This window comes from Corynebacterium jamesii (genome assembly GCF_046097395.1).
In the GTDB taxonomy this organism is placed as follows: Bacteria; Actinomycetota; Actinomycetes; order Mycobacteriales; family Mycobacteriaceae; genus Corynebacterium.
Window position 1 is genome coordinate 91,697 of the sequence record NZ_CP175789.1, and the last position, 26,421, is coordinate 118,117.

The following is a 26,421-nucleotide window of genomic DNA, read 5'->3' on the forward strand; positions in this document are numbered from 1 at the left end:
GCACGTCCAACCGGGCGCATAAACCGCCGGGTGGTGCGGAGGATAAACTGTTGGCCATGAGTGAGACAGCCACGTCCAAAGTCAGCCCCAACACTTCGCCGATCCCGGCGCCCAGTCTGGCAGGGCTGCTGAAAGCCGCTGCGCAGGACGGGAAACTGCGCGGGATGATGGCGCACCTTGGGGAGGGCTCGCTGCACATGCAGGCTCCTGAGGGGGCGTGGCCTTTCGTCGTCGGCACCCTGGCGCAACGTTCTCCGCTGCTGGTGGTGACGGCAACCGGCCGACAGGCTCAGGATCTTACGACCGTGCTGCGCTACATGTTGGGTGATCGAGTGGAGCTCTTCCCGTCGTGGGAGACACTGCCGCACGAAAAGCTTTCACCGGCCGTGGAGACGGTTGGCACCCGCATGCGTGTGCTGCGTCGGCTGCAGCAGGAAGACGCGAACCTGCAGGTAGTGGTCGCACCAACCCGCGCGGCGGTGCAGCCCGTGCAGTCCAACCTGGGCGATGTCACCCCGGTGCAGCTGAAGGTGGGCGCGGAGATCGACTTCGACTCCTTGACCCACCGTTTGCAGGAGCTCGGCTACACCCATGTGGACGTGGTGGGTAAGCGTGGCCACTTCGCCATTCGCGGCGGCATTGTGGACATCTTCCCGGCGACAGAGGAGATGCCCGTCCGCGTGGACTTCTGGGGCGACGAGATCACGGAGGTTCGCGCCTTTAGCGTCGGCGATCAGCGAACCATCCCCGGGGTGGAGCCCGAAGAGGTGATGGTCTACGCGTGTCGGGAACTGATCGTGACGGACGAGGTGGCGTCCAAAGCAAAGAACCTGGCCCAAGAGCACGCCGGCAACGCGGAACTGGCCGAGATCCTCGACAAGATCAGCCAGAAAATCCAGGTGCAGGGGATGGAGTCGCTGATTCCGGCGCTGCACACGGCCGAGCTGGTGGCATTGCCGGAGCTGATGCCGGAGGGGGCACACACGCTGGTGTTGGCGCCCGCGGCGGTTGAGCGCCGCGCCCACGACCTGCGCGAAACCGGACAGCAGTTCCTCGAAGCAGGATGGGACGTTGCGGCGATGGGTGGCTCGGCACCGATGGAGGGTGTGGCTTATCTATCCATCGACGCGGTGCAGAAGGTGCAGCAGAAGCTGGGGCGGCCGTGGTGGACGCTATCTACACTGGGGATGGCGGATTTCGACGCCGACACTTCCGATGTCCTTGAACTCAACTACGATTCTGCGCCCCGACCGCACGGCGAGATGGAGGCCATCGGCGCGCTGATGAGTGACATCCGCAAGCGCGTGGAATCCGGCGGGCGGGTGGCCTTCGCTGCTCCGACCCCGGCCGTCGCTGCTCGCATGTTGCGGCGCTTCCAGGAGGCCGGCATTGCGGCCGAGGCGATTGGCGTGGATCTGAGCGGTAGCAGGGGCTTGGGGCGCATCAAGAAGTCGAAGCACACCACCGCCGAGGAGCCGGCACCGCACCAGGTGAGCATTTATCACGCTGTGGCCTACGAGGGCCTGGTGTTCCCCTTCGCCGGGGACAATAAGCGTTCCAGCCTGCTGTTCTTCACCGAAACGGATCTGACGGGCAACCGTGTGGATGCGAAGGCTACCGGCAAGCGCAAGCCCGCGAAGAAGCGCAACCGCGTAGATCCGCTGGCGCTGGAGCCGGGCGATCTGGTGGTGCACGATTCCCACGGCATCGGCAAGTTCGTAAAGATGACGGAGCGTACGGTGGGCAAGGGGTCGGACGCGTCCCGCCGCGAGTACCTGGTGCTGGAATACGCCCCCAGCAAGCGCGGTGGCCCGGGGGACCAGCTGTATGTGCCGATGGATCAGCTGGATATGCTGTCCCGCTACGTTGGCGGGGAAAAGCCCTCGCTATCGAAAATGGGCGGGGCGGATTGGAAAAACACTAAACGCAAGGCTCGTGGCGCGGTGCGCGAGATCGCGGGCGAATTGGTGCAGTTGTACGCCAGCCGTCAGGCCGCGCCGGGCTACGCCTTTGCGGCGGATACGCCCTGGCAGCGGGAGATGGAAGATGCCTTCCCGTTCACCGAGACCGAGGATCAGTACAACGCCATCGAGGCCGTGAAGGCCGACATGGAAAAGCCGGTGCCGATGGATCGCGTGATCGTCGGCGACGTGGGCTACGGCAAGACGGAGGTGGCGGTGCGCGCGGCCTTTAAGGCCGTGCAGTCCGGCAAGCAGGTGGCCGTGCTGGTGCCGACGACCCTGCTGGCGCAGCAGCACTTCAATACATTCAGCGAGCGAATGCAGGACTTTCCCACCACCATCAAGGAACTGTCTCGCTTTACCACCCCGGCGGAATCTAAGAAGGTTATCGCGGGCATGGCCGACGGCACGGTGGATATCGTGATCGGTACCCACCGACTGCTGCAGACGGGCGTGCACTGGAAGAACCTCGGACTGATTATCGTGGACGAGGAGCAGCGCTTCGGTGTGGAACACAAGGAGCACATCAAGTCGCTGCGCACTCACGTGGACGTGCTGACCATGTCCGCGACCCCGATTCCCCGCACTCTGGAAATGTCGATGGCGGGTATCCGCGAGATGTCGACGATCCTTACCCCGCCGGAGGACCGTCACCCTGTGCTGACGTACGTGGGCGCGCAGGAGGATAAGCATGTGGCTGCCGCCATTCGCCGCGAGCTGCTGCGCGACGGCCAGGTGTTCTACGTGCACAACAAGGTGCGCAGCATCGAGCAGACAGCTGCTGACATTCGTCGGCTAGTGCCGGAGGCCCGCGTGGTGGTCGCGCACGGCCAGATGAGCGAAGAGCAGCTGGAGACCACGGTAAAGGGCTTCTGGGACCGCGAGTTCGACGTGCTAGTGTGCACTACCATCGTGGAGACCGGCCTGGATATCGCCAACGCCAACACCCTGATTGTGGAAAATGCTCATCACATGGGTCTATCCCAGCTGCACCAGCTGCGTGGCCGCGTGGGGCGCTCCCGCGAGCGTGGCTATGCGTACTTCTTGTACCCGCGCGGCGAGGTACTGACCGAGACGTCGTACGACCGTCTGACCACCATCGCGCAGAACAATGACTTGGGTGCGGGCATGGCCGTGGCCATGAAGGATCTGGAGATGCGCGGTGCCGGTAACGTGCTGGGCGCGGAGCAGTCCGGCCACATCGCGGGCGTGGGCTTCGACCTCTACGTCCGTCTGGTTGGCGAGGCCGTGGAGGCCTTCCGTGCGATGGCCGACGGCAAGCCCGTCGATGGCCGGGAGGAGGAAAAGAAGGAGATTCGCATCGACCTGCCGATCGACGCGCACATCCCGGCCGAGTACGTTGCCTCCGAGCGTCTGCGCCTAGAGGCCTACCGTAAGTTCGCGGAGGTCCAGGACGAAGAGCAGATCGAGAAGGTGCTCGAGGAGCTACGCGACCGCTACGGCGAGCCGCCGGAGCAGATCCAGATGCTCGCTGTGCTGTCCCGCCTGCGCCTGCTGTGCCGCGATCTGCAGGTCACGGAGGTGGTGGCCACGGGGTCTAAGATCAGCTTCAGTCCCATCGAGCTGCAGGATTCCACCCAGGTGCGCCTGAAGCGTTTGTTCCCGGCGGCAAACTACCGGGCAACCACCAAGATCGTGCTGATCCCGGCCCCCAAGCGTGGCCAGGGAATGCGCGCGGTTCCGCTGCGCGATACGGAGCTGGTGCAGTGGTGTGCCGATGCGTTGACGCAGCTGGCGGGCATCCCAATACGCAACATGGCGGGCGGGCCAGGCGAGAGTGCAGACTAGAGCATAGGCAAGGATAAAGGCACGTCCTCAACCCCGACGCGCTAGAATAACCGCCATGTCAGTCGTATTGCTCGATCCCCGTTTCCCCGCGATGATTCCCGTGGATGCCGTCGATCTGCTCCGCGAGGATGTCTGTTACACGGAGGAGGTGCCGATCCGCGTCCGTTGGGTCATCGCGGATCTGGGCGGCCACACGGTCGACGAGTCGAGCATCATCGTCACGACGGATCTGGAAAACGAGTCTGTCATTGAGCGGATTCAGGCCGGCGAGGAGGTCATCACCGCACCGAGCCTTAAAGTACACATGGAGCCCGCACGCGAGCTCGAGGCCGGTGGTTCTTCTTCTCTGGTTGATGACGCCCCCACCGGGGAGGACGACCGCGAGATAACCCACTCGGGCGATGGCGTGGTGGATGGCGAGATCGTTGGAACCGATGAGCACACCGCCGCCGTGGCAGGTTTGCGCCGCACGACGCGCACCGAGGTTCCGGCCTCTGTGATGGACGAGATTGAGGACGCGGTCGCGCTCATGGCGCGTGCTCTGCGCCAGGGGGAGTGGGAGCAAGCCATGACCCACACCAGCCTGGTGAAGTTCCTCCGGGAGGAAACCGAGGAGCTGGCCCGCACCATCGACCTGATGGAGAGCTGGGAGCCTGCGGCTGAAGACGGTGCGGCAGCCGGTGCAGAAGATGCCGCCGAGGATACGGTCGGGGAGGGTGCCGCAGCGCCTGCGCGCCCGGAGTGGATTGAGCAGGATCTGTGCTCTGAGCTATCAGACGTGCTGCTACAGGTGCTGTTCCACGCGGAGATCGCGAACCGCCGCGGCGCCTTCGACATCGGGCACGTGGCCGGGGCGTTTTCGGCGAAGCTGCGGTCGCGTGCTCCGTACTTGTTCGAAGAAGTAGAGCGCCAGGTTCCGCGCCAGGAGCAAGATCGCCTGTGGGAAGCGGGCAAGAAGCAGGAAGAGGCCCAGCGGGTCAGGACTTTCGGCGATGACTACCTGCGCTACCTCGATGCCAAGAAACAGGCCGACAAGCAGTCTGAACCGCAGGCACAGAAGCAAGCAGCAGCCCACGAGTCGGCAGCACAAGCACCTGCCAGCCCGCGCCAGGAGCCGCACGCTCAGCAGTTCCCGGCTGTTCACGCTCCGGGTGAGGCTAGTGCTGCAAGCACCACCAGTGCTTCCCAGACCGTCGCCGGCGGCGCGACCAGCGCACTGTCGGCCGCGGAGGCCGTTATCTCCGAGGCTCGTGCACAGGGGATTCCCGATACGGAGATCCCAACCGACATTCGTTACCCCATGGTCGGCCTAGAGCTCGACAGCCCGGGCGAGGCGGAGCGCCGACTGCACGACGCGGTGGCAGCGTTTCGTGAGAAGCTGCGTGCCCAGAACAACTAGCGCCGAGTTAGCAAAGCGTGTACTAGGCCTTCACGCGGGGCGAAGAGGTACGTTAGCCCGAAAATGGCCGACTGCACTAGCACGATCGTGCCGCCAGTGGATACGTCTACGTTGAAGCTCAGCAGGATGCCCGCGATGCAGCTGACCCACGCCACCAACGGGGCAATCAGCAGCATACGGCGGAAGCGGCGCGTCCACAGGTATGCAGTCGCGCCGGGGGTAATCAGCATCGCGACCACCAGGATCACACCCACGGCTTGTGCGCTGGCAACCACCACGCACGCCAGGCACGCCAACAGCGCCCACCGTATGGCCTTGGTGTTAAAGCCCATGGTTCGGGTGTGTTCGGCGTCGAAAGCCCACAGGGTGAACGTGCGCGCATTGGCGAGCAAAACCACGAAGGCAAGGCCGCCGATGGCCAGAATCTGCCACAGGGCGGATTGCGTTATGCCCAGCAGGTTACCGAATAGGATCTCCTGCAAGTGCGTGCCACTAGGCGTGACAGAAAGCAGCACTAGTCCGAGGGCGAAGAAGGCGGTGAAGATGATGCCGATGGAGGTGTCCTCCCGCAGGGTGGTTCTTTCCTTCACCGAGCCGACCAGGCCGACGGCGATGAGTGCGGCCAGCATCGCACCGACGGCGAAGGGGGCTCCGGTGATGTAGGCCAGCACCACACCGGGCAGTACGGCGTGGGAGACCGCATCGCCGAGCAGCGACCAGCCCACCAAGATCAACCAGCAGCTCAGCAGTCCCGCGACGATGGCCATCACGCTGGCCGCGAGTACCGCGCGGTGGACGAAGCTGTAGCTTAAGGGCACCAGGATCGGGTCGAAAAGAGTCGAAAGTGTGCTCATCAGTGCGTCTCCTCGCTAGCGAGCGGCCGTGCGTCCGTCACGTCGGCGCTGCTGAAGGTGCGGGCGAGGTTCTCTGCTGTCATAACCTCTTCTAGCGCCCCTTCGGCCACAATCCGCCGGTTGAGCATCGCCACGTTGTCGCACAGCTCCGGCAGCCGGTCCAGATCGTGCGTGGAGATCAGTAGTGCTGTCCCGGCCTCGGCGAGCTCGTGTAGCAGTGCGGTGATCTGCGATTGGGACTGCGTATCCACCCCTGCGAAGGGCTCGTCCAGCAGCATGATTTTCGCCTCCTGTGCGATACCGCGTGCTACGAACACGCGCTTGCGCTGGCCGCCTGATAGTGCGCCGACGGGGCGGTTTTGCAGGTCGGTCAGTCCGGTCTGCCGCAATGCTGCGTCGATGATGCGGTTGTCTTTTCTTTTCTCTTGACGCCAACTCTTCAGCCCCCATAGCGCCGAACCCTGCGGCAGCAGGCCTGCCTTGGAGCGTGCGCGGCGCCGTCCGCTGGCAACAATGTCGCGCACGCTGATGGGGAAGTTCCAGTCCACGTGGTCGTGTTGAGGGACGTAGGCCACCGTGCCGCGTGAGCCGGTGGCGTTGACCGTTATGCTCCCGGAGGTGGGGCGCACCAGCCCCATGATGGCTTTGAACAGGGTGGACTTGCCCGCGCCGTTCATGCCGATCAAGGCGGTGATCTGGCCGAAGCCGAGCTGCAGGTTTACGCCGGTGAGAGCATCGACGTGGCCGTAACTCACGTGCACATTGTCGACGACCAGCGCGGGGGAGGGGGAAGAGTGTGGCGAGTTCATTAGTTACTTCGCATCCTTGTCGGTCAGTCCCTTGACGATGGTGTGGGCGTCATAAGAAAGAAGGTCGAGGTAGGTCGGTACAGGACCGTCGGCTGGGGAGAGCGAGTCGACGTACAGTGTACCGCCGTCGCGGGCGCCGGTATCTCGCATGAGCTGTTCCTTCGGCCCGGGCTCCACCGTGGATTCGCAGAAAACAGCGGGGACGTCATTGTCCTTGACGAAATCGGCTGCCTGGGTGATTTGCTGGGGAGTGATCTCGCCCTCGGTGTTGACGGGCCAGATGTAGCCCTCCTTCATGCCGGCATCGTGGGTGAGGTAGCTGAAGGCACCCTCACAGCTCATCAGTGCCCGCTGGTGGCGGGGCAGGGATTTCAGGCCGTCCTGGAGCTCGGTCTGCACGTCGTCGAGCTTGTCTTTGTACTTCTTGCCGTTGTCCTCGTAGGTCTTTGCGTTTTCCGGACGCAGGTCGCTCAAGGCCTGGACGATGTTGTCCACATAGGTTTTGGCGAGGGTGGGGCTCATCCAGGCGTGTGGGTTGGGCTGATCGGTGCCCTTGATGTTGATGGGCTTCACGCCGTCGCTGGCAGTGGTGCGCTGGGCGGAGCTGTCTGCGGTCAGCTTGTCCAGCCAGTGTTCCAGTCCCAGTCCGTTGTTGATGATGAGCTCCGCGTCGGACGCGGCGGCGATGTCGCTGGGGGTGGGGTCGTAGCCGTGAACCTCCGCGCCGGGCTGGGTTAGTGAGCGCACGGTGAGGGTATCGCCGGCGATGTTGGAGGTGATGTCTTCCAAGATGGTGAAAGTCGTTAGAACCTCGGCTTTTTCATCGGGTGTGTTCTCGCTATTGCAGGCGGTGGTGCCTGCAACTGCGAGGATTGTGCTGCACAGAGTTGCCGCTAGCTTCTTACTGGGCTTCATTTTCAAGGTAATAAACTTTCCGATAGTGAGGGGCGTAATGTTCAATGGGTTGAACAATATAGTGCAGCTTAGTCCACACCCTTGAGTTCTTAAAACCCCGATTACCCCCGTACACTGGTCGACATGCATGTCACAGACCTTCCCGAGAGGTCCCAGGATTACCTGAAGAAGATCTTCGATCTGCAGGAGTGGTCCGGAGGTGGGGTTTCCCTTTCCGTCTTGGCCAGCCACATGGACCAGCGACCTTCTACTGCCTCGGAGGCGATCAAGCGCCTCGCCGCCCAGGGGCTCGTCGATCACGCCCCTTATGGGGACATCGAGCTCAGTGAAGCGGGTCGCAGAATCGCCCTTACCATGGTTCGCCGCCACCGCCTGATCGAGACTTTTCTGTGCAACCACTTGGGCTACGGCCTGGATGAGGTGCACGACGAGGCCGAGGTTTTAGAGCATGCGGTTTCCGAAACCTTCGTCGATCGCATCGCCAGCCTGCTGAACAACCCCACACGAGACCCGCACGGTGACCCTATTCCCGACGAGGGCGGCCACATTCCTGCAAGCTCGGCTTTTCTTCTTTCGGACGCCCACAAGGGCCAGCGCCTAGTGGTGGATCGCATCAGTGACAGGGATGCGGCTCTGGTGCGTTACCTCACCCAGCACGGAGTACTCCCTGGAGTGCACATCGCCGTCGGCGAGCGGGTGTTTGCGGATATGGCGGAGTTGCAAATAGTCGAGTCGGAAACGCGGGTTCAACTTCCAGCTAGTAGCCTAAACGCAGTGTTAGTTAGTGCCGTCCCCGCGGCAGAGAGCAAAGCCAAGAGCAAGTCGTCGAGGAACGCTCAGGAGTAATAGCGCAGAATCATCAGCGCGAAATTATCAACACCAGAAGTGCCAACGCGCGCGGGGTGCGAATACTAACGCGAGTACTAGGGAGTAGGAAGGACATTCATGGCGCCACACCGCTATCGCCGCCCGCAGAGGATCGAACCGACCGATCCGACGTGGGACGACGACGCAGCCGCAGGGGGCCGTCCGAACCGGGGTCTGTTGGGTGGTTGCGGATTCTTCGTCGTAGTGCTCGCGCTGCTGGCAATCATCGGCCTGGTTGGCTATCTGGTTGCCGGATTCGTAACGGGTAACCACGACGCGGAATCTGACCGCCTGCCGGTGCCCACCGATATTCCACCGAAGGCCGCGAGTCCGGCGCCGGACTTCGACCCGCAAGACAGCGACCGCGCATACCAGCAGGCTTTGGACTGGGCTAAGCCGAAGTCCGAGGAGCTAAACATCCCTCTGCCGGCCCTCATGGCCTACGGAAAGGCCGAAGACTTCGCTCGGCAGGAGACCCCCGACTGCCACCTGTCCTGGAATACTCTGGCCGGGCTCGGTTACGTAGAGACCCGCCACGGGACTTATGACGGCCAGCGCTTCGGGGCGTCCAAACTCAACGACGACGGCATCGCCGAGCCCGACATCATCGGCCCGCAGCTCAACGGCCGCGAGTTCGCCAAGGTGGAGGATACCGACGACGGGCGGCTTGACGGAGATCGCAAATACGACCGTGCCCTGGGGCCGATGCAGTTCATCCCTGAATCCTGGAAGATCTACGGGGTGGATGCCGATGGTGACGGCGAGAAGAACCCGCAGAGCGTTTACGATGCCTCTGCCACTGCGGCGAAGCTGCTGTGCAATGAGGGGCGCGACCTCAGTACTGAAAGTGGCTGGAGGAGCGCGATCAAGGGGTATAACCTCTCCGACGAGTACGTCCTCCAGGTACGCGACGCAGCGGCGAACTACGCCCTGGGGCAGTCTCCGCTGTAGGTCGTTCCCCCATTCGGGAGGGGTAGTTTCGGCCATGTTTCGCCACGGCGACGGCGAAAAATTTCTGGCGGTGCCACAATGGAGGCAGACCGCTGTGCTCGGCGCCGATTGAAGGTTGTCCGGGTGCGCGGTGGAGACCTTTGTTAGCTGTTAACCCAAGAACAGATAATCAACAGTTTGGCACCCGATGCCACATGCCAAGGAGGCAGACACATGGCCCTGATCCTCAACATTGATGCCCGTGAAATCATCGATTCCCGCGGAAACCCGACCGTCGAGGTAGACGTAGTCCTGGACGACGGCTCTTTCGGCCGCGCCGCGGTTCCGTCCGGCGCCTCCACCGGTGTGCACGAGGCACACGAGCTGCGTGACGGTGGCGACCGTTACCAGGGCAAGGGTGTTCTGCAGGCCGTCAAGAACGTCATCGAGGAGATCGACGAAGAGCTGATGGGCGTAGAGGCCGACGACCAGCGTCTGATCGACCAGTTGATGCGCGACCTAGACGGCACCGAGAACAAGTCCAAGCTGGGCGCAAATGCCATCTTGGGCGTCTCCATGGCCGTGGCACACGCCGCCGCAAAGGCCGCAGAGCTGCCGCTGTTCCGCTACGTCGGCGGCCCGAACGCCCACGTCCTGCCGGTACCGATGATGAACATCCTCAACGGTGGTGCACACGCAGACTCTGGCGTTGACGTCCAGGAGTTCATGATCGCTCCGATCGGCGCAGAGAGCTTCTCCGAGGCCCTGCGCGTCGGTGCCGAGGTGTACCACACCCTGAAGAAGGTCATTAAGGACAAGGGGCTGTCCACCGGCCTGGGCGACGAGGGCGGCTTCGCTCCGTCTGTAGACTCCACCAAGGCTGCCTTGGACCTCATCGTCGAAGCTATCGAGAAGGCCGGCTTCAAGGTTGGCGAGGACGTTGCACTGGCTCTGGACGTTGCTTCCTCCGAGTTCTTCAAGGACGGCAAGTACCACTTCGAGGGTGGCGAACACACTGCTGAGGAGATGGCTAAGGTTTACGAGGAGCTGATCGAGGCTTACCCGATCGTCTCTATCGAGGACCCGCTGCAGGAGGACGACTGGGAGGGCTACACCGCCCTGACCGCCAAGATTGGCGACAAGGTTCAGCTGGTTGGCGACGACTTCTTCGTCACCAACCCGCAGCGTTTGGCCAAGGGTATCGAGGAGAAGGCTGCCAACGCCCTGCTGGTGAAGGTAAACCAGATTGGTACCCTGACCGAGACCTTCGACGCCGTGGAGCTGGCACACCGCAACGGTTACCGCACCATGATGTCCCACCGCTCCGGTGAGACCGAGGACACCACCATTGCCGACCTGGCCGTTGCCCTGAACTGCGGCCAGATCAAGACCGGTGCCCCGGCCCGCTCCGAGCGCGTTGCCAAGTACAACCAGCTGCTGCGCATCGAGGAGATCCTGGGAGACGCTGCCGTTTACGCCGGCCGCTCTGCATTCCCGCGCTTCAAGAAGTAGTTACGCGGGCACGCTAGCGCACACTAGGTAAGTAGCCCACGGCCACCCAACCGGTGGCCGTGGGCTACTCGCATTTCAGCCTCGCTTCGCTAGACTCTGTAGACCATGAGTAAATCGACCAAGGGCGAACCGGACAGGGAGCCGGAGGATCAGCTGCGGGGAGACGTGGCGTCCGAAAAAGAGGGGCAAGGTAACGACCGCCCCGCGTCCGCCCGGTTGCCCAGAGCACGGTCGATCGAGAGGCGCGAGAAGCGTCGTGAGCGCGCGCAGTCCGCGCCGAAGCGCATGGCGCGATCGTTTGTAGAAGTGCCCAAGAACATGAGCCCAACAACGTGGCTCGTGGCTCTGTTAATGGTGATCTTCCTGGCGATCTCCATCACGAACCCGCTGCGCAATTACTTTGAGCAGCGCGCCGAGCTGGCCCGGCTGAATGCGCAGATCGAGAGCCAGGAAAAGACGAAGGCGGAACTGACAAACGAGCTCAACCGCTACCGCGATGAGGACTTCATCAAGGAACAGGCGCGAACGCGACTGGGGCTGATCGAGCCGGGCGAGTCCGCATATCGCATCATTTCCCCGAAGATTAACGCCGAGGAGCTGGGGACCGAGGCGGAAGAAGAATCCACCGGCGAAGGCGACGGCAACCGCGATTGGTATGCGCAACTGTGGGATTCGATTGCCACCCCGGAAGAGCTGGTGGAGGAAAAAGACCCGGAGAACGAGGATCACAAGTTGCCGACCGTGCCAGAGGAGAAGCCGGAACAGCAGAATCCGGAAGCCCCCGCGCCTGAGCAAGAGCCTGCTCCCGCAGCACCAGAGCAGGCACCCGCACCAGCAAACTAGAACCCGCGCTAACCCCCAGGGATAGACCAAGAGTAAGCCCCAAAGTAGAACCCAGAAAGCCCAGGATATGACTAATCAGCGCCAACCCGGACCACCGACCGACGACGACCTCGAAGTGATGCGCCAGCAGCTCGGCCGACCACTACGCGGCGTGGTGGAGGTTAGCTACTACACGCCCGATGGCGTTCCGGCCGTGGTAAAAACTCTACCGAAGCTGCCCGACGGAACCCCGTTTCCCACGCTGTACTACCTGACGGACCCACGACTTACCGCTGAGGCTTCCCGCCTAGAGGTAGCTGGTGTGATGAAGACGATGCAGGCCCGCTTAGCTGAAGACGAAGAGCTGGCAGCTGATTATCAGGCTGCACACGAACACTACCTGGCCGAACGCAACAAGATGGAGGATCTGGGCACGGACTTTTCCGGCGGCGGCATGCCCGACCGTGTGAAGTGCCTGCACGTGTTGATCGCCTACGCATTGGCAGAAGGGCCGCAGCGGGTGCGCCTGGGCACCGAAGCTGTGGCACTGGCCATTGAGAACAACCCGAAGCTAGAAGGCACGGCCCTGCCTGCCGATTGGCCGACCTCGGCCGCGCTTGGCACTTCTATGGAGGCCGCGAGCGTAACAGAGTAGCAGCCGTGCCACTGCGGTAGCCTGGAGAACTATGAGCGCTGCCCAGAACGATACCTCTCACGAGCTGCCCCACGATCCCCAGAACTCCCGTTTCGCCGCGATCGACTGTGGTACAAACTCCATCCGCCTGCTGATTAGCGAACGTACCGCCGACGGTCGGATTAACGAGCTGAACAGGGATAACATCATTGTGCGCCTGGGCCAGGGCGTGGATGCCACGGGTCGCTTCGCCGACGAGGCCCTGCAGCGCGTGGACAAGGCTCTGCAGATCTACGCCGACCGCATGGCGGAGTACGGTGTGATCGACGTGATGATGGGCGCAACTTCTGCTACCCGCGATGCGGCGAACCGCGAGGAGTTCTTCGACATCACCCGTCGCCACTTGGGCCGGGTGCGCGAGGGGGCGGTGGCGCAGGTGATCTCCGGCGAGCAGGAGGCGGAGCTGAGCTTCCGCGGCGCCGTCACGGATCTGCCGGGCGCGCAGGATCGCACGGTCTGCGTCATCGACTTGGGCGGCGGTTCCACGGAGTTCGTGGTTCACGGGCCGGGGCGCCAGCCACAGGCTTTCTCTGCCAACATGGGCTGTGTGCGCCTGACGGAGCGCTTTCTGCACAATCAGCCGCCCACAGAGCAGCAGGTCGCCGCTGCGCGTGAGTTCGTTGAGGAGCTGATGGAGCAGGTGCGCTCTCACGTGGATCTGCGCGGCGTGGATCAGGTCGTGGGTGTGGCGGGTACGATGACCACCCTTACAGCCCTGACCCTTGGCCTGTCCGAGTACGACCCCGAGCGCATTCACATGGCCGCCCTGCCGCTGGAGGAATTCCGCGCCACGGCGCGTAATCTTGTGGGATTGACGCCACCCCAGCGCTGCGAGTACGGGCCTATGCACCCGGGCCGCGCGGATGTGATCGGTGGCGGCTCAATCGTGGTGGATGCTTTCGCATCCCAGTTCCTGGATTGGGGGCTCAGTGAAATCACGATTAGCGAAAAGGATATATTGGACGGGATGCTGGCCGAGGTCATGGCACGCCCCCTATAGCCCAATTGGCAGAGGCAGCGGACTTAAAATCCGTTCAGTGTCGGTTCGAGTCCGACTGGGGGGACTTTTTTGTTTTTCTTTTAGAACTTCTTCTCGAAAGTGATCCAGCTCACGATCGTGCTGTTGTAGCGTTGTTCCCGAGAAAGTATTTTGCTGGCAAAATCACATGCCGGCGTTTCGATTCACTTTTGAGGGAGCCATCGACATGATTCTGGATAACTACCGCGCCACCTGGGAAACCGAGGAAACTGACGCCCTACGCCTGCACGCCCGCGAGTTCATCGCCAGGGAGGTGACTCCCAACGAGCTGAAGTGGGAAGAAAACCACCAGGTCGAGCGCGAGTTCTGGAACAAGGCTGGCGACGCTGGCCTGCTGTGCGCCTCCATCCCCGAGGAGTACGGCGGGGGTGGCGGCACCTTTGCCCACGAGGCCGTGATCCAGCAGGAGCTCGCCCTGGCTGGCGACTCCGCCTGGCACAACGGTGTGCACTCCGTGATCGTCGCCCATTACATCTACCAACTCGGCACGGAGGAGCAGCGCCGCCGCTGGCTGCCGGGCATGGCTAGCGGCGAACTCGTCGGCGCTATCGCCATGACCGAACCCGGAACCGGTTCCGACTTGCAGGCCATCAAGACCCACGCGGAGCTGGATGGCGACGAATGGGTAATCAACGGCTCGAAGACCTTCATCACTAACGGCACGCACTGCGACGTTGTGGTGATTGTCGCCCGAACCAACGACCAGCCGGGCGGCAGGGGACTGTCCCTGATCGTCGCCGAAACCAAGGATCTCGAGGGCTTTGAGCGTGGCCGCGTGCTGGACAAGATCGGCCAGCGTGGTCAGGATACCCGCGAGCTGTTCTTCACCGACATGCGCGTGCCCGCCGATAACCTGCTGGGAGGCAAGGAGGGTATGGGCTTCCTGCAGCTGATGCAGCAGTTGCCGCAGGAGCGCCTGATCCTGGCTATCGCTGGTGCATCCGCTTGCGAGGGTGCCGTGCGCGAAACCATCCGCTACGTCAACGAGCGTGAGGCTTTCGGCCGTCCGATCTTGGGATTCCAGAACTCCCAGTTCGTTCTAGCCGAGTGCGCGAGTGAGACGTTGGCGGCGAAGACGCTGACCGACCACTGCACGGCGCTACACATTGAGGGCAAGCTGACGCCCGCACAGGCCTCGGCAGCGAAGTACCTGGCCTCCGACCTGCAGAGCTCCGTGGCGGATCGCTGCCTGCAGCTGTTCGGCGGCTACGGCTTCATGCGCGAGTACCCGATCTCCCGCATGTACACGGATGCTCGCGTGCAGCGCATTTACGGCGGCACGAACGAGATTATGAAGCTGCTGATCGCCCGCGAGTTTAAGCAGGACTAGCGAGTGGGCTAGGGGGCTAGAGGAAGGTCGGCGGCTCGGCCAGTTCAAAGTCCGTGCCGCCGTTCCAGGTCAGGTAGACCTGCGTGCGCTGGGAGGGGGAGGACATCGGGTCTGAATCGCCGTATCCGAGGTAGTCGAAGAACAGCTTTCCATCCTCGACCTTCATCTCGTCAACCGTCTGGCCTCGTCGCCCCATAGTCGGCAGCTCTTCGTCGAGGTCATCCACCTGGGTGTATCCCATCGGGGTGAGGTTCTTGTCGTACACCACGAAGTGGTTAACGTAGCTGTTTCCTCCCCGGTTACTGTACATTTGCACAACGATCTCGTCCTCCCCGTCACCGTTAAGGTCGCCTTGTGCGTAGATCGGGGAGATTTTGTCACGATCCCCGCTTGGATCGTTGCTGCCGAGTCCGATGCTGAAGCCATAGCCGGGTTCGCCGTATATGCCATCGTTCAAAGTGACTGCCGGAAAATTCGTTTCATCGGAGCGTTCGGCATCTTCCAGCACGCTGAAGTCGGGCACCGTCATGGAGGCCATCCGTGGGATCAGGTCGGCGGCGTCGAACTGCTCCCCGGACTCGTCAGACCCACCGGACTCGGTTCCGTCGTCGGAGTCATCCGCGGCTGGCTCTGCATCAGATCCTGCACCGGACTCTGTGTCAGGCGCCGCTCCTGAGGCTGCGAAAGGCTTGCCGGGGGCAGCCTCGCTACCGGAGGGCTCGGTGAGCTTCTTGTACCCGAACAGACCACCTGCCAGCAGCAGGACGCAGACGATGAAGGTGACGATTGCCGGAAGAAGTGCCGAACTCTTCTTAGGAGGCTGAACCCGCGCCATGGCCTGAGCCGCCGCAGGTGGGGGAGCCATGCCCGGGCCGAATACGGGCGCGGGGCCGGAGCTGGGGCCGGCACCTGGGGCTGAAATGGGATTGAAAGCTGGCTGCTGGGGTGGCGATACCAGCTCGAAAGGCTCCGTGGAGGGGTGCGTGCTGGAGTTAGTCTCCGCATCGGCTTCCGCAGCCGGAGCTTCGTCCGAGCGCACCACGTTCTTCCACTCGTTCCGCGAACTCCACTCATTCTGTGAGTCGCGCGAGCTGCGAGTGTCATTCGGTGCCCCTGAGCTCTGCGAGTTCCACTGGTTCCGCTGGGTTCGCTGGTCTCGCTGGTTCCGGCTGCCGTTTTCCGGTGATTCCACGCCTGGGCTCCTACACGTTGAACCGCCTATGAGCGCTAATCTCACTCGCGCTGCATAAGCCTTGTATTAAAGAAGAACGTACAGAAGCTTAATGTGTTTCCGCACGTTCTTGGGATTTTACGTTCTTGGGAGTTTGGCTCTACAGCCCGGAGTTCACCACCAACTCGTCGGAGGGCTGGCCGCCCTTCGACTTCGGGTAGGCCTTGGCAAGGGCAGCGGGGAAGCGCTCGGCGCGCTGGCTGTTGCCCTCCGGACCGTAGTGGGCGAAATCGCCTTCGGCAAACCACTCGGGCTTTGCCTCGGCGGCCCAGTCGTAGATTCGCAGGTTCGGGTAATCTTTCTGCGCGTCACGCAGAGCCTGGTTGAACTCCTCCATGTTGGAGTTCGCGTAGTAGCCCTCGTTGGTGTTGGTGGTGACCGTCGGCCACATGACCTTTTGGTCGCCCAGAATGTCCATCATGATCTTGATGCGCTCTGGGGCAGCCAGGTTTGCACCCGCCGCGTAGTTCGCCGCATCGTTCACACCGGTAGCAATAACCCAGCAGGTATCCGGGCCAGCGGCGGTGGGCAGCAGCTCCTTTACGGAGTCGATGGCCGGCGGGTAGCTCTGCGAGCCGTCCTCGGACTGCCAGCCCTCGGTGGTGTTGCGCGCGCCGAAGACACTGTCAATGACTTCCTCGGCGCCGTACTTCAGATACGTCTCGAAGGCAGTGTTCTTGGGATCGTTCACCATGTCGTTGGCGAACATGCCGATGGACGTAGAATCGCCGACGTGCACCACGCGCTTGCAGCTCATCAGCTTGGAATCCGGTTCCTGGTCGACGTCAGCGGCAGACCCCTCAGCAGCGGGATCTTGCGTCCCCTCAGCAGCGGGATCTTGCGACCCCGCAGCCTTCCCAGCGCCACCCGGACGCTGTGAAGGATCCAGCTCCATCGCAGGCTCGCCGCCGCCCTTGCCCGCGCCAGCTTCCTGTTGGGATGCCGTGGGGTTGATGCTAATGGGCGTCGCACCAATAGCGACCACCGCGGCCAGCACCACAGCGGCACCGGAAGTGAAGTAGGTGGGGAAGCGTTGGCGGAAGATGCCGGCAGCAGCCCCCGAGTTGTCGCGGCTGTCGCCGACCTCGCGGTCTGCCTTGCGACTACGCAGCCATGCCTTGATCGGCGGGATCACGCCATGCTTGCGGATCGGATCCTCGATAAGCGTCCAGCTGATAGCGGCCAGGGTAACGCTCACGCCGATGGCGATAACGCTGGCCAGGAGCTTATTATTCTCCAGCCATGACTGTGGCATGAAGGCAATCGCCGGCATGTGCCACAGGTAAATGCCATAGGAACGCTCGCCGAGCCAGCGGATGGGGCCAAAGCCCAACACCCGGCTCCACAGACTATCCGGGTGCAGGACGGAGAAGATCGCCAGCACGGAAGCGACGGAAAGCAGGATCAGCCCGCCGTGGTACAGGAACATCGACTCCTGCTCCACCAGCACGACGAGCGCCACGATGCCCGCCAAGCCGATAAAGCCGAACAGGTTCGCGGTAATTTTCGCAGGTTCGACGGACTTACCCGCTTGGCGACGGGAGGAAAGCCAAATCGCCAGGCACGCACCCAACAACAGGGCGCCGGCGCGGGTATCGGTGCCTTCGTATGCGCGTGTGTTGTCCATCCCTGAGGCGGCCAGCATCCACATCCAGGCAAAAGAAACTCCCGTCAGCAGCAAGGTCCCAATCAGCGCACCAATCCGCGAGCGGGTTACAACCAACAGCACAAGCAATACCAGGGGCCAGAGCAGGTAGAACTGTTCTTCGACGGACAGCGACCACATGTGGCTCAGCGGGCTCGGTCCGCCGAAGTTATCCCAGTAGGACTTCTCTTGGAAGATGGTGTGCCAGTTGTTCACGTAGAACAGGGCGGACAGCGCCTCCCAAAAGCGCTCGGTGAGCTTGTCGCGGGTGAGTGCTGCCGCCAAGATCAAGGTGGCGATTAGCGTGACTATCACCGCCGGCATGAGGCGCCGGAATCTGCGCAACCAGAAGGCGCGGAGCGTCAGGTTGCCCTTCTTGTCCCACGAACGCATGAGGTTGGCGGTGATGAGGTAACCCGATAGCGTGAAGAATACGCCCACGCCCATGAGGCCCCCGACGAAGCCGGGAACGTGCAGGTGGTACAGCACAACGACAGCAACTGCGATCGTTCGCAGGCCATCTAGTCCGGATACATACCGCTGATTCTTGTTTATTGGGCGAGGCATGGGAGCGAGTGAACCTTTTTTCAAGTGCGAGGTGCTTATGAGGTTTTATGCGCGCCGCCGGCGCGTCAGTTCAGACTATGCAGTCTAGCCCTTTGGGGAACCTTTGGGAAACGATTTTTTAAGGACGCCACCACGGGGGCAGGGGGTGGAGGTCTGGTTCGAGCGCAGGGGAGGTGCGCTGCACACCTATCATGGGAGTCATGCGCACTCTCTACACAGTCGAGGCCATCCGTGCCGCCGAATCTGCCCTGTTGGCCCGCCAGCAGCGCGAGGATGAATTGATGCAGTCCGCCGCGCATGCAGTGGCAACGGTGGCGGAGAAGCTTCTGGGGGAACTGGGAGACCCCGTAATCTTGCTGGTTGGCCCGGGTGGCAATGGAGGCGACGCGCTCTACGCCGGTGCTGTTTTGGGGATGCAAGGGATCAGTGTGGTCGCCTTCGCACTCGAAGGAGTCGATAATGTACACCAGCGCGCCGCCCGGGCGTTTACTTCCGCGGGCGGGCGTTTCGTTGATCTCCCCTCCAAATTCCATGCAGCCGCCACAGAGCGCTACGGCGTGATCATTGACGGGATGTACGGCATCGGCGGGCGCGGGGAGATTCCTGCGGACGTTGACGATTTCCTCCGCTCCGCGCGGCATAGCACGGCCGAACACGGTTCTGGAGCGCGCGTGCTAGCCATCGATATCCCCAGCGGCGTGGTTGCGGATACGGGCAAGGTACCTGGGCGCCACGTTCACGCGGACGTGACCATCACCTTCGGTGGGCTGCGCCGTGCCCACGGCCTGAACGCAGCATGCGGAGCCGTGATCTGCGAGGACATTGGGCTGGACGATGGTTCGCTGCTGTCCACTGAACTCGCAACTGGGGAAGGCGTCCGTCCCGATCCTTCCGCGCGCCTCTGGCACACTCCGGTGGAGCTCCTTGATTCGGCGCGGTTCGCGCTTCCCCTCGCCTCCCCGGAGCCGCTGCCGGGCACATTGCCGGGGGAGCCAGGCGCGACCGACGACAAGTACTCCGGTGGAGTCGTGGGTATCTGCGCGGGTAGCAAGGACTATCTGGGAGCGGGCGTGCTCGCCACGCTCGCGGCGGTCAAAACCACCAGCTCGATGGTGCGCTACATCGGCGAACACCCTGAATACGTTTTGGCTACCACCCCGGAGGTCGTCGTGCACCCCGCCGTCCGCGGGGCGGGTCAGGTGCAGGCGCGCATGGTCGGCTCCGGCCGCGGTACGGATCGGGACGCTCGCGAAGAGCTGCTCGCTGTTTTAGACATGGTGCAGCCTTTGGTTCTGGACGCCGACGCGATCACCGTCCTAGCGAAGAACCCAGACGTTCTGGAGATCCTGCGTAGGCGCAACGCTCCCACGCTGCTCACCCCGCACAATGGGGAATTCGACCGACTGGCGAGGGCAGCCGGGTTGCCAGCCGACTCGCCGGATCGTATCACCTCCGCGGAGCGCTTGGCTCGTGAGCTGAACTGCACCGTATTACTGAAGGGGCGCTTCACGATCATCGCCAACCCACAGCGCACCGTGGTTGTCGATACCGCATCATCGTGGGCCGCCACTCCCGGATCCGGCGACGTACTCGCGGGCATTCTGGGTGCGCTGGTAGCACGCGATGCCGGCAAGCGGGCTCGGGACACCGGTTACACAGAAGCCGGGCAGTACGAGTTGGAGGCGCACGAGGCAGACTACGTGGTCGATTCGGCTGCGATCGGTGTGGCGATGCACGCTGCGGCGTCATATATAGCCTCCCTTACCCCGTACGGCCCGGCGCCGACCTCGGCGCTGAAGATCGCGCAGCATATCCCGCATGCAACGGCGTGGCTGGGCACTGTGGCGCCCGACCATTAATAGAGCGAGAACGCGCAAGGGTACAGAGCAAGAGAACAAGAGAGCAGAGGAAGGAAAGCAACAATGGATCGAAAGGTCGCACTGATCACCGGCGGCACGCGAGGCATCGGCCTGGCGATTGCCCGCGAACTGCAGGACGACTACCACCTGATCATCGGTGGCAGCTCGGAGAAGGCCCACGACGTTGCCGCGCAATTCCCAAGTGCGCAGGGCTTTGTAGCGGATCTTGCTGATACGGAAGGCATCGGTGCGGCCGTGGCAGAGCTGGGGCTGGAACGTCTCGACGTGCTGGTGCACTCGGCGGGCGTGGTGGCGCACGACCCGGTCACCGAAACCACTCCTGAACAGTGGAAACATGCCTTCGACATTAATCTGTTTGCCGTTGCGGAACTCACCCGGCACCTGCTCGGCGCGCTGCAGGCGGCGCACGGAACCGTGGTGACGATCAACTCCGGCGCGGGCTATAGGTCCAGCGTGGGCTTTGGGCCGTACGCCACCACGAAGTTCGCCCTGCGTGCTTACACCGATGCGCTGCGCGAGGAGCAGCGTGGCAAGATTCGCGTGAGCTCTATCCACCCAGGCAAGGTCGATTCCGACATGCAGCGGCAGATCCAGACTCATCGTGGCGTGGCTGAGGCCGACTACGACGAAACGCAGTTCCTGCGTCCCGAGTCCGTAGCGAAGGCTGTGCGCCTGGCCATCGACGCGACTGATGATGCGATGGTTGAGAGCCTGACGATCCGCCCATCCAACGGGCGGTAGGTAATCATGTCAGATTCTGTATTGGACTGCGCCATCGTCGGCGGAGGCCAGTCCGCCCTGGCCACGGCCTTCTACCTGCGCCGCGAGGGGCGCCGGGGGAATCGGGCGATAAATTTTGCGGTGTTCGACGATCAGCCCCAGCCCGGTGGCGCGTGGCAACACATGTGGCCGTCGATGACGTTATTCTCCTCTACCACTTTCTCTAATCTCCCGGGAATGCCTATGCCGGGCTATCAGGGGGACGGTTACCCGCCGCCCAGCCACGTGGTCGATTACTTACGTGAATACGAAAATCGCTACGACCTGCCCGTCGTTCGTCCTGCACACATTGATCGTGTGGAATACGAACGCACCGCCGGCCTTTACCACCTGCACGGGAACCTGAAAGGGGAAGCGGAGACCTGGCGCGCCCGCACGGTCGTCGCCGCCACGGGGACATGGTCGGCCCCGTTTGTGCCTTACTACCCGGGGACGTTTTCCGGCACGCAGTGGCACACTGCCACTTATCCGGGTCGGGAGCCGTTTGCCGGTTCCACCGTCGCCGTCGTCGGCGCGGCGAACTCGGGCGCGCAGATCGCCGCCGATCTTTCCGAGGTGGCAGACGTCACCTGGTACGTTCGCCACTCGCCCCGCTGGATGCCCGATGACATCGACGGGGCCGAGCTTTTCCGCCGCAACCGCGAGCGCTACCACGCCATTTCGGCAGGCCAGGACGATCCCGGCGCCGATTCCAACCTTGGCGACATCGTGATGCTCCCCGCCGTCCGGCACGCCCGCGATACCGGCCGCCTGCGCCCCACACCCATGTTCGCCACCCTTGACGATATCTCCGCCGACCACCTGGTCTGGTGCACCGGTTTCCGCCCTGCCCTCGGCCCTTTTCGCGGGTTGCTGTCTTTTACTGGGGACGCCCCCTCGCCCCAACACCCCGGCCTATTCCTCGTGGGCTATGGCGATTGGGTGGGTCCCGGCTCCGCCACCATCACTGGGGTGGGAGTGCATGCAAAACGGGTGGCCGCCGAGGTAGTGGCGGCCACCCGAGGGTGACGGTCGCGCGGAGCGGCGCGCGGCCGAAGTTGCTGCAAGGCTTTTTGCGCAATTACGGCGCAGTTTCACTGCAGCTAGTGCACTGCTGAGATGCAACTACGGCAACGTTGAGACGCAGCTACTGCACTGCTGAGATGCAACTAAGGCAGCAGGCGGAGGGTCTTGCCCACCTTCAGCAGCGTGAGCATCATCTTCGAGAAGTTCTTCCGGCTGACAGACTCCGGCCCGCGGAAGTACATGAAGCGCTGCGAGGTGACGTTCTGCGTTGCCGTGTACTTGTGCAGCCCCTCCGCGCCGTGGCGATGGGACACACCAGATTCCTTCATGCCACCCATCGGATTGTCAATGGCCGCCCAGCTCGAGGTGTAGCCATCGTTTAGGGAGACGGAGCCGGATTCGATCTTCGGGCCGACCTGCCATGCAGTATCGTCAGCGGCGAACACGGAGGCGTTCAGGCCGTAGTCCGTGTCGTTGGCCAGCTCGATCGCGTCGTACAGATCCTCCACCGGCTCGATGTATACCACCGGGCCAAAGACCTCTTCGGTGCGCAGTAGCGCATCCTCCGGGACATCCGTCAGAACTGTCGGCTCGTAAAAGTACGGTCCCAAGTCCGGGCGTTTCCGCCCGCCGCAGACGATGTTCGCACCCTTTGCCCGGGCATCCTCGACGTATTTTTCCACCGTCTCCAGCTGATCCGCCGAGGCCAGCGAACCCATCTGCGTTTCCCACTCGAAGCCGGTGCCGATGCTCATGGCCTGCACACGGGAGGTGAAAGTACCGACGAAGTCCTCGTAGGACGCACGCTCGACATAGATGCGCTCGATGGAAACACACAGCTGACCGGAGTTAGAAAAACAGGCATCCACCGCACCGCGAGCTGCGTAGTCGATGTCCGCATCGTTGGCAATGATGAGCGGATTCTTACCGCCCAACTCGGCGGAATAGCCCACCAGACGACGGCCGACCTGCTCGCCCAAAATCTTGCCCGTCGCGGTCGAGCCGGTGAACATCAAGAAGTCGCACTGATCCGCAATCGCACTGCCAACCACGCGGCCTGAACCAGTGACTAGCTGCACCAGGTCGCGGGGCAATCCGGCGTCAAAAAGAAACTTAAAGACCAACAGCGCGGTGAACGGTGTAGAAGAGTCGGGCTTAGCGACCACAGCGTTACCGGCGAGTAGTGCGGGGATAGCGTCGCCGATGCCCAGGGAGAGCGGGTAGTTCCACGGGCTGATCTGCCCCACAGCGCCCAGCGGGTGACGGTACTCGACGGACTTCGCCATGATCGACATTGCCGAAGCTCGTTTGCGGGGCTTCATGAACTTCTCGACATTGTTGGCGTAGTAGCGCGCGTTGTTGGCGACGTCCATGATCTCGTCGAAGGAGCTGGCGCGGTTCTTGCCGGTTTCCAGCTGAACCATGTCGCAGAGCAGATCCGCGTTCTTCAAAACGAGGTCGTGGAAGCGGCGGAAAATGCGCTTGCGCTCGGCGAAAGGGACGTGCAGCCAGGACTGCTGAGCGCGGCGGGCGAAGCGGAATGCCTCGGCGACATCGTCAGCATCACCGCTGGCGACCCAGCCGATGGTTTCGCCGAGGAATGGGGCTTCGATCTCCAGGCGCTTACCGGCGTAGTCGTCGTTGAGGTTGTGCAGGCGGGCATTTGTGGTGAGTTCGCGCAGCTCTACTTCCAGGTCGGCGGGCAGAGCGGCAACCGAAAGGCGCTTGTAATTAGTTCGCTTCATGTTTGGGAGACTACCTAAAAGGCTTGAGGAAGTGTGTTCGATCTAGAACTTTTTTTAATAAACGTATTGGTGCTTGTGGTGGGTAGTGACGCTTGTGGTGGGTAGTGACGGTGAGAAATGAGGCTTGTGGTGGGAAATGACGATGGGGTGGTTACGGCGAGGTGGTGAAAGGTCTAGCTTGTGGGAACCTTTGAGCGGGCTTAGCCGTTGGTAGTATGTACGCGAAAGCGCCCGCTCCCTTAATGCGGGAGTTGGGAACGCACATGACCAGCACAACTTTGGAGTATTAGAAATGAAAAGCTCGAACCCGTACATGGGGTCGCTGGCCAAGAACCAAGGCCGGCACCCGTTCGCACAGCAGGGTAACCAGGGTGGTTACGGCCAGCAGGGCGCTTATGGCCAGCAGGGGATGAATCCCTACGCGACCTCCGCACACGGCGGTGTGCAGACCGCCGCTATGGATTACGGCATGCAGAATGCTGCCAACTATGGCCAGGCTGGATCTGCTGACCGGCCGATGACTGTCGACGATGTTGTGACTAAGACCGGCATCACCCTTGCCGTGATTATTGCTCTGGCGGTAGTGAACTTCTTCATCGGCCTGAGTAACCCCGGCCTTGCGATGGTGCTGACTTTCGTCGGCATGATCGGTGGTCTGATCGCCGTTCTGGTTTCTGCCTTCGGCAAGAAGTACGACTCCGCGCCGGTCACGCTGACCTACGCAGCCTTCGAGGGCCTGTTCGTTGGTGGCTTTACGTTCCTGGTGTCTGGCGCTGCGGTTGGTGATACTGACGCCGGCATGCTCATTGCCCAGGCGGTTCTGGGAACCATTGGCGTGTTCATTGGCATGCTGTTTGTTTACAAGACTGGTGCTATCCGTGTGACCCCGAAGTTCACTCGCTTCCTGGTGGGTGCCATGATCGGCATCCTGGTTCTGGCTCTGGGTAACCTGGTGTTTGCACTGGTTACGGGATCTGCAGGCATCCTTCGTGACGGTGGCCCGATCGCTATCATCTTCTCCCTGGTCTGCATCGGTATCGCAGCCATGAGCTTCCTGCTGGATTTCGACCAGGCGGATCGTCTGGTTCGCGCTGGCGCACCGTCCAAGATGGCTTGGGGTGTGGCGATGGGTCTGGCCGTTACCCTGGTCTGGCTGTACACCGAGATCCTGCGCCTGCTGTCTTACTTCAGGGACTAGCGCTTCAGGGCCAATGCTTCAAGGGGCTAAGTCTTCAAGGGGCTAGTGTCTCAGGGGGCAGTTCTTCAGGGCCTAGCGCCTCAGGGGGCCAGCGCCTTAGGGGGCTAGGTCTTCAAAGGGGCCAGTTCTTTAAAGGGGCTAGGTCTTTAAGGGGTAGCGCTGAGGCGCTGTCAGTTGAGGGGCTTCCGGTTCGTCGGAAGCCCCTTTTTTGCTGCCGGTATGCAGGAGATTTCGCTGCTAGGACGAGGAAATGTCGCTAAAAAGAAAATTCACGGCGGTTGGTAGGGAGGCATGTCGGAAAAGTTGCAGTTCTTGAGGTTAGATGTCGGAAAAGTTGCAGTTCTTGAGGTTAGATGTCGGAAAAGTTGCAAAACTAAAATCCCCGCCATCGACACGTAAATTAAAAAAGGCTCTGATCTGCAGGTATCTGTAAGTGGGAATGTCTCCCAATAACAAATTGCAACTTTTCCGACATCTAGCCCCTTCCGAGGGGGCATTCCCTTCCGAGGGAGGGGATTGGATGCTGCCCGGGGCGGGATTGCGCCCTGCCGGGGGCATTTGCCACCGCCGCGGCAGCATTGGGCACTGCCGGGAGGTCTGAAAGGCAGAGAACAGTAGAAGGGCGCCCGAAGGCGCCCTTCTTGCATTAGTGGATCGGCCACCGCGGTCAACAGCCGTGAAATTGCAGATGCTAAACAGCGACGCTGCGAAACTTCAGACCACCGGCAGCATAGAAACAGATCAGCCGCAGTCGGTCTAGCAGCACAAGCGGTCTGCCTAGCAGCGCAGCCACAGCCGACTAAAGACTAAAGCAGCGCAGCCAGCCGGAAATTACTGCAACTACTGCTCCGCGCGCGGAACGTCCAGATCCGGATCGTAAGGCTCGGCGGAAACGATGGTTACAGAGACCGTGTCGCCGGCCGGGGTCTGGTACTCGCGGGTCTCGCCAACCTTGGCGCCCACGATAGCCGCACCCAGCGGTGCATCGGTGGAGTACGTCTCCAGGTCCGGGTTCGCGGACTCCAGGCCACGGGTACCGATCAGGAAGGTCTCCTTATCCTCCTCGTCACCGTCGTAGTAAACGTGGATCACGGAGCCAACCAGTGCCACGCCAGACTCCTGCGGAGCCTCACCGATGGTTGCGCTATCCAGCAGCTCTTCCAGATAGGTGATGCGCGCTTCTTCCTGACCTTGCTGCTCACGAGCTGCGTGGTAACCGCCGTTCTCCTTCAAGTCACCCTCTTCGCGGCGCTCGTTGATTTCGGCAGCCAGCACCGGACGGTTCTCCTTCAGAGCCGTCAGCTCTGCGTTCAGTCGGTCGTAGGATTCCTGAGTCAGCCAGCGAGTCTGGTTCTCGGCCATTGGGTTCTCCCGTCTTCGTTGAGGGTTCACGCGGTCTCCCACGTGGGCGTCCATAAATTAATCAGTA

Annotated in this window: 20 protein-coding genes and 1 tRNA gene; 14 read left to right on the top strand and 7 right to left on the bottom strand. The window is 62.2% G+C overall.

Going from position 1 to position 26,421, the window contains the following annotated elements:
• The first annotated feature begins 56 nt into the window (after positions 1–56).
• Complete coding sequence (gene mfd / locus ACKFRT_RS00435; protein ID WP_408925353.1) at positions 57–3,770, top strand: transcription-repair coupling factor; 3,714 nt, start codon at positions 57–59, stop codon at positions 3,768–3,770.
• A 55-nt stretch (positions 3,771–3,825) separates the two neighbouring features.
• The gene (locus ACKFRT_RS00440) at positions 3,826–5,169 is read left to right on the top strand and encodes a MazG nucleotide pyrophosphohydrolase domain-containing protein (protein WP_408925354.1); all 1,344 of its coding nucleotides are present in this window, start codon (positions 3,826–3,828) and stop codon (positions 5,167–5,169) included.
• Here the strand turns inward: ACKFRT_RS00440 and ACKFRT_RS00445 are convergent.
• Genes ACKFRT_RS00445 through ACKFRT_RS00455 form a run of 3 tightly spaced genes read right to left on the bottom strand, consistent with a single transcriptional unit; the run spans position 5,166 to position 7,747 of the window.
• Positions 5,166–6,023 (bottom strand): metal ABC transporter permease, encoded by an 858-nt coding sequence (locus ACKFRT_RS00445; RefSeq protein ID WP_408925355.1) that lies wholly within the window; start codon positions 6,021–6,023, stop codon positions 5,166–5,168. The genes ACKFRT_RS00440 and ACKFRT_RS00445 overlap by 4 nt on opposite strands.
• Positions 6,023–6,832 carry a metal ABC transporter ATP-binding protein gene (locus ACKFRT_RS00450; protein WP_408925356.1) on the bottom strand — a complete coding sequence of 270 codons (810 nt, stop codon included), beginning with the start codon at positions 6,830–6,832 and terminating at the stop codon, positions 6,023–6,025. Before ACKFRT_RS00450 ends, ACKFRT_RS00445 begins: the two co-directional genes overlap by 1 nt.
• A 3-nt stretch (positions 6,833–6,835) precedes the next feature.
• On the bottom strand, positions 6,836–7,747 hold the full coding sequence (locus tag ACKFRT_RS00455; RefSeq protein WP_408925357.1) for a metal ABC transporter solute-binding protein, Zn/Mn family: 912 nt from the start codon (positions 7,745–7,747) through the stop codon (positions 6,836–6,838).
• Positions 7,748–7,870: 123 nt separating this feature from the next.
• On the opposite strand from ACKFRT_RS00455, the gene ACKFRT_RS00460 reads away from it, so the two are divergent.
• The 8 genes from ACKFRT_RS00460 to ACKFRT_RS00495 all read left to right on the top strand — a co-directional run bounded on the left by ACKFRT_RS00460 (position 7,871) and on the right by ACKFRT_RS00495 (position 14,941).
• On the top strand, positions 7,871–8,593 hold the full coding sequence (locus ACKFRT_RS00460; protein ID WP_408925358.1) for a metal-dependent transcriptional regulator: 723 nt from the start codon (positions 7,871–7,873) through the stop codon (positions 8,591–8,593).
• A 99-nt stretch (positions 8,594–8,692) separates the two neighbouring features.
• Positions 8,693–9,565 carry a lytic transglycosylase domain-containing protein gene (locus tag ACKFRT_RS00465; protein WP_408925359.1) on the top strand — a complete coding sequence of 291 codons (873 nt, stop codon included), beginning with the start codon at positions 8,693–8,695 and terminating at the stop codon, positions 9,563–9,565.
• Positions 9,566–9,778: 213 nt separating this feature from the next.
• On the top strand, positions 9,779–11,056 hold the full coding sequence (gene eno, locus ACKFRT_RS00470) for a phosphopyruvate hydratase (protein ID WP_296214368.1): 1,278 nt from the start codon (positions 9,779–9,781) through the stop codon (positions 11,054–11,056).
• Between the two features lie 105 nt (positions 11,057–11,161).
• Complete coding sequence (locus ACKFRT_RS00475; RefSeq protein ID WP_408925360.1) at positions 11,162–11,899, top strand: FtsB family cell division protein; 738 nt, start codon at positions 11,162–11,164, stop codon at positions 11,897–11,899.
• 67 nt (positions 11,900–11,966) lie between these two features.
• Complete coding sequence (locus ACKFRT_RS00480) at positions 11,967–12,533, top strand: DUF501 domain-containing protein (protein ID WP_296214372.1); 567 nt, start codon at positions 11,967–11,969, stop codon at positions 12,531–12,533.
• A gap of 31 nt (positions 12,534–12,564) precedes the next feature.
• Positions 12,565–13,572 carry a Ppx/GppA phosphatase family protein gene (locus tag ACKFRT_RS00485; protein WP_296214374.1) on the top strand — a complete coding sequence of 336 codons (1,008 nt, stop codon included), beginning with the start codon at positions 12,565–12,567 and terminating at the stop codon, positions 13,570–13,572.
• Positions 13,563–13,636: transfer RNA gene (locus ACKFRT_RS00490), tRNA-Leu, on the top strand. The genes ACKFRT_RS00485 and ACKFRT_RS00490 overlap by 10 nt, the downstream gene beginning before the upstream one ends.
• A gap of 141 nt (positions 13,637–13,777) precedes the next feature.
• Complete coding sequence (locus tag ACKFRT_RS00495) at positions 13,778–14,941, top strand: acyl-CoA dehydrogenase family protein (RefSeq protein ID WP_408925361.1); 1,164 nt, start codon at positions 13,778–13,780, stop codon at positions 14,939–14,941.
• 16 nt (positions 14,942–14,957) lie between these two features.
• Here ACKFRT_RS00495 and ACKFRT_RS00500 read toward each other — a convergent pair whose 3' ends face one another.
• Together ACKFRT_RS00500 and ACKFRT_RS00505 are read right to left on the bottom strand one after the other, a co-directional pair.
• The gene (locus tag ACKFRT_RS00500; protein WP_408925362.1) at positions 14,958–16,133 is read right to left on the bottom strand and encodes a hypothetical protein; all 1,176 of its coding nucleotides are present in this window, start codon (positions 16,131–16,133) and stop codon (positions 14,958–14,960) included.
• Between the two features lie 139 nt (positions 16,134–16,272).
• Positions 16,273–18,384 carry an acyltransferase family protein gene (locus ACKFRT_RS00505; protein WP_408925363.1) on the bottom strand — a complete coding sequence of 704 codons (2,112 nt, stop codon included), beginning with the start codon at positions 18,382–18,384 and terminating at the stop codon, positions 16,273–16,275.
• A gap of 200 nt (positions 18,385–18,584) precedes the next feature.
• Between ACKFRT_RS00505 and ACKFRT_RS00510 the strand changes: the two genes are divergently transcribed.
• The 3 genes from ACKFRT_RS00510 to ACKFRT_RS00520 all read left to right on the top strand — a co-directional run bounded on the left by ACKFRT_RS00510 (position 18,585) and on the right by ACKFRT_RS00520 (position 22,052).
• Positions 18,585–20,243 carry a bifunctional ADP-dependent NAD(P)H-hydrate dehydratase/NAD(P)H-hydrate epimerase gene (locus ACKFRT_RS00510; RefSeq protein ID WP_408925364.1) on the top strand — a complete coding sequence of 553 codons (1,659 nt, stop codon included), beginning with the start codon at positions 18,585–18,587 and terminating at the stop codon, positions 20,241–20,243.
• A 63-nt stretch (positions 20,244–20,306) separates the two neighbouring features.
• Complete coding sequence (locus ACKFRT_RS00515; RefSeq protein ID WP_408925365.1) at positions 20,307–21,005, top strand: SDR family oxidoreductase; 699 nt, start codon at positions 20,307–20,309, stop codon at positions 21,003–21,005.
• Positions 21,006–21,011: 6 nt separating this feature from the next.
• On the top strand, positions 21,012–22,052 hold the full coding sequence (locus ACKFRT_RS00520; RefSeq protein ID WP_408925366.1) for an NAD(P)-binding domain-containing protein: 1,041 nt from the start codon (positions 21,012–21,014) through the stop codon (positions 22,050–22,052).
• A 140-nt stretch (positions 22,053–22,192) separates the two neighbouring features.
• Here ACKFRT_RS00520 and ACKFRT_RS00525 read toward each other — a convergent pair whose 3' ends face one another.
• Positions 22,193–23,794, bottom strand: a complete 1,602-nt coding sequence (locus tag ACKFRT_RS00525; protein WP_408925367.1) for a succinic semialdehyde dehydrogenase — start codon at positions 23,792–23,794, stop codon at positions 22,193–22,195.
• A gap of 292 nt (positions 23,795–24,086) precedes the next feature.
• On the opposite strand from ACKFRT_RS00525, the gene ACKFRT_RS00530 reads away from it, so the two are divergent.
• Positions 24,087–24,992: a Bax inhibitor-1/YccA family protein gene (locus ACKFRT_RS00530; protein WP_296214387.1), complete on the top strand. Its 906-nt coding sequence runs from the start codon at positions 24,087–24,089 to the stop codon at positions 24,990–24,992.
• Between the two features lie 840 nt (positions 24,993–25,832).
• On the opposite strand, the gene greA is transcribed toward ACKFRT_RS00530, so the two are convergent.
• Positions 25,833–26,354 (bottom strand): transcription elongation factor GreA, encoded by a 522-nt coding sequence (gene greA / locus ACKFRT_RS00535; RefSeq protein ID WP_296214388.1) that lies wholly within the window; start codon positions 26,352–26,354, stop codon positions 25,833–25,835.
• Positions 26,355–26,421 lie beyond the last annotated feature (67 nt).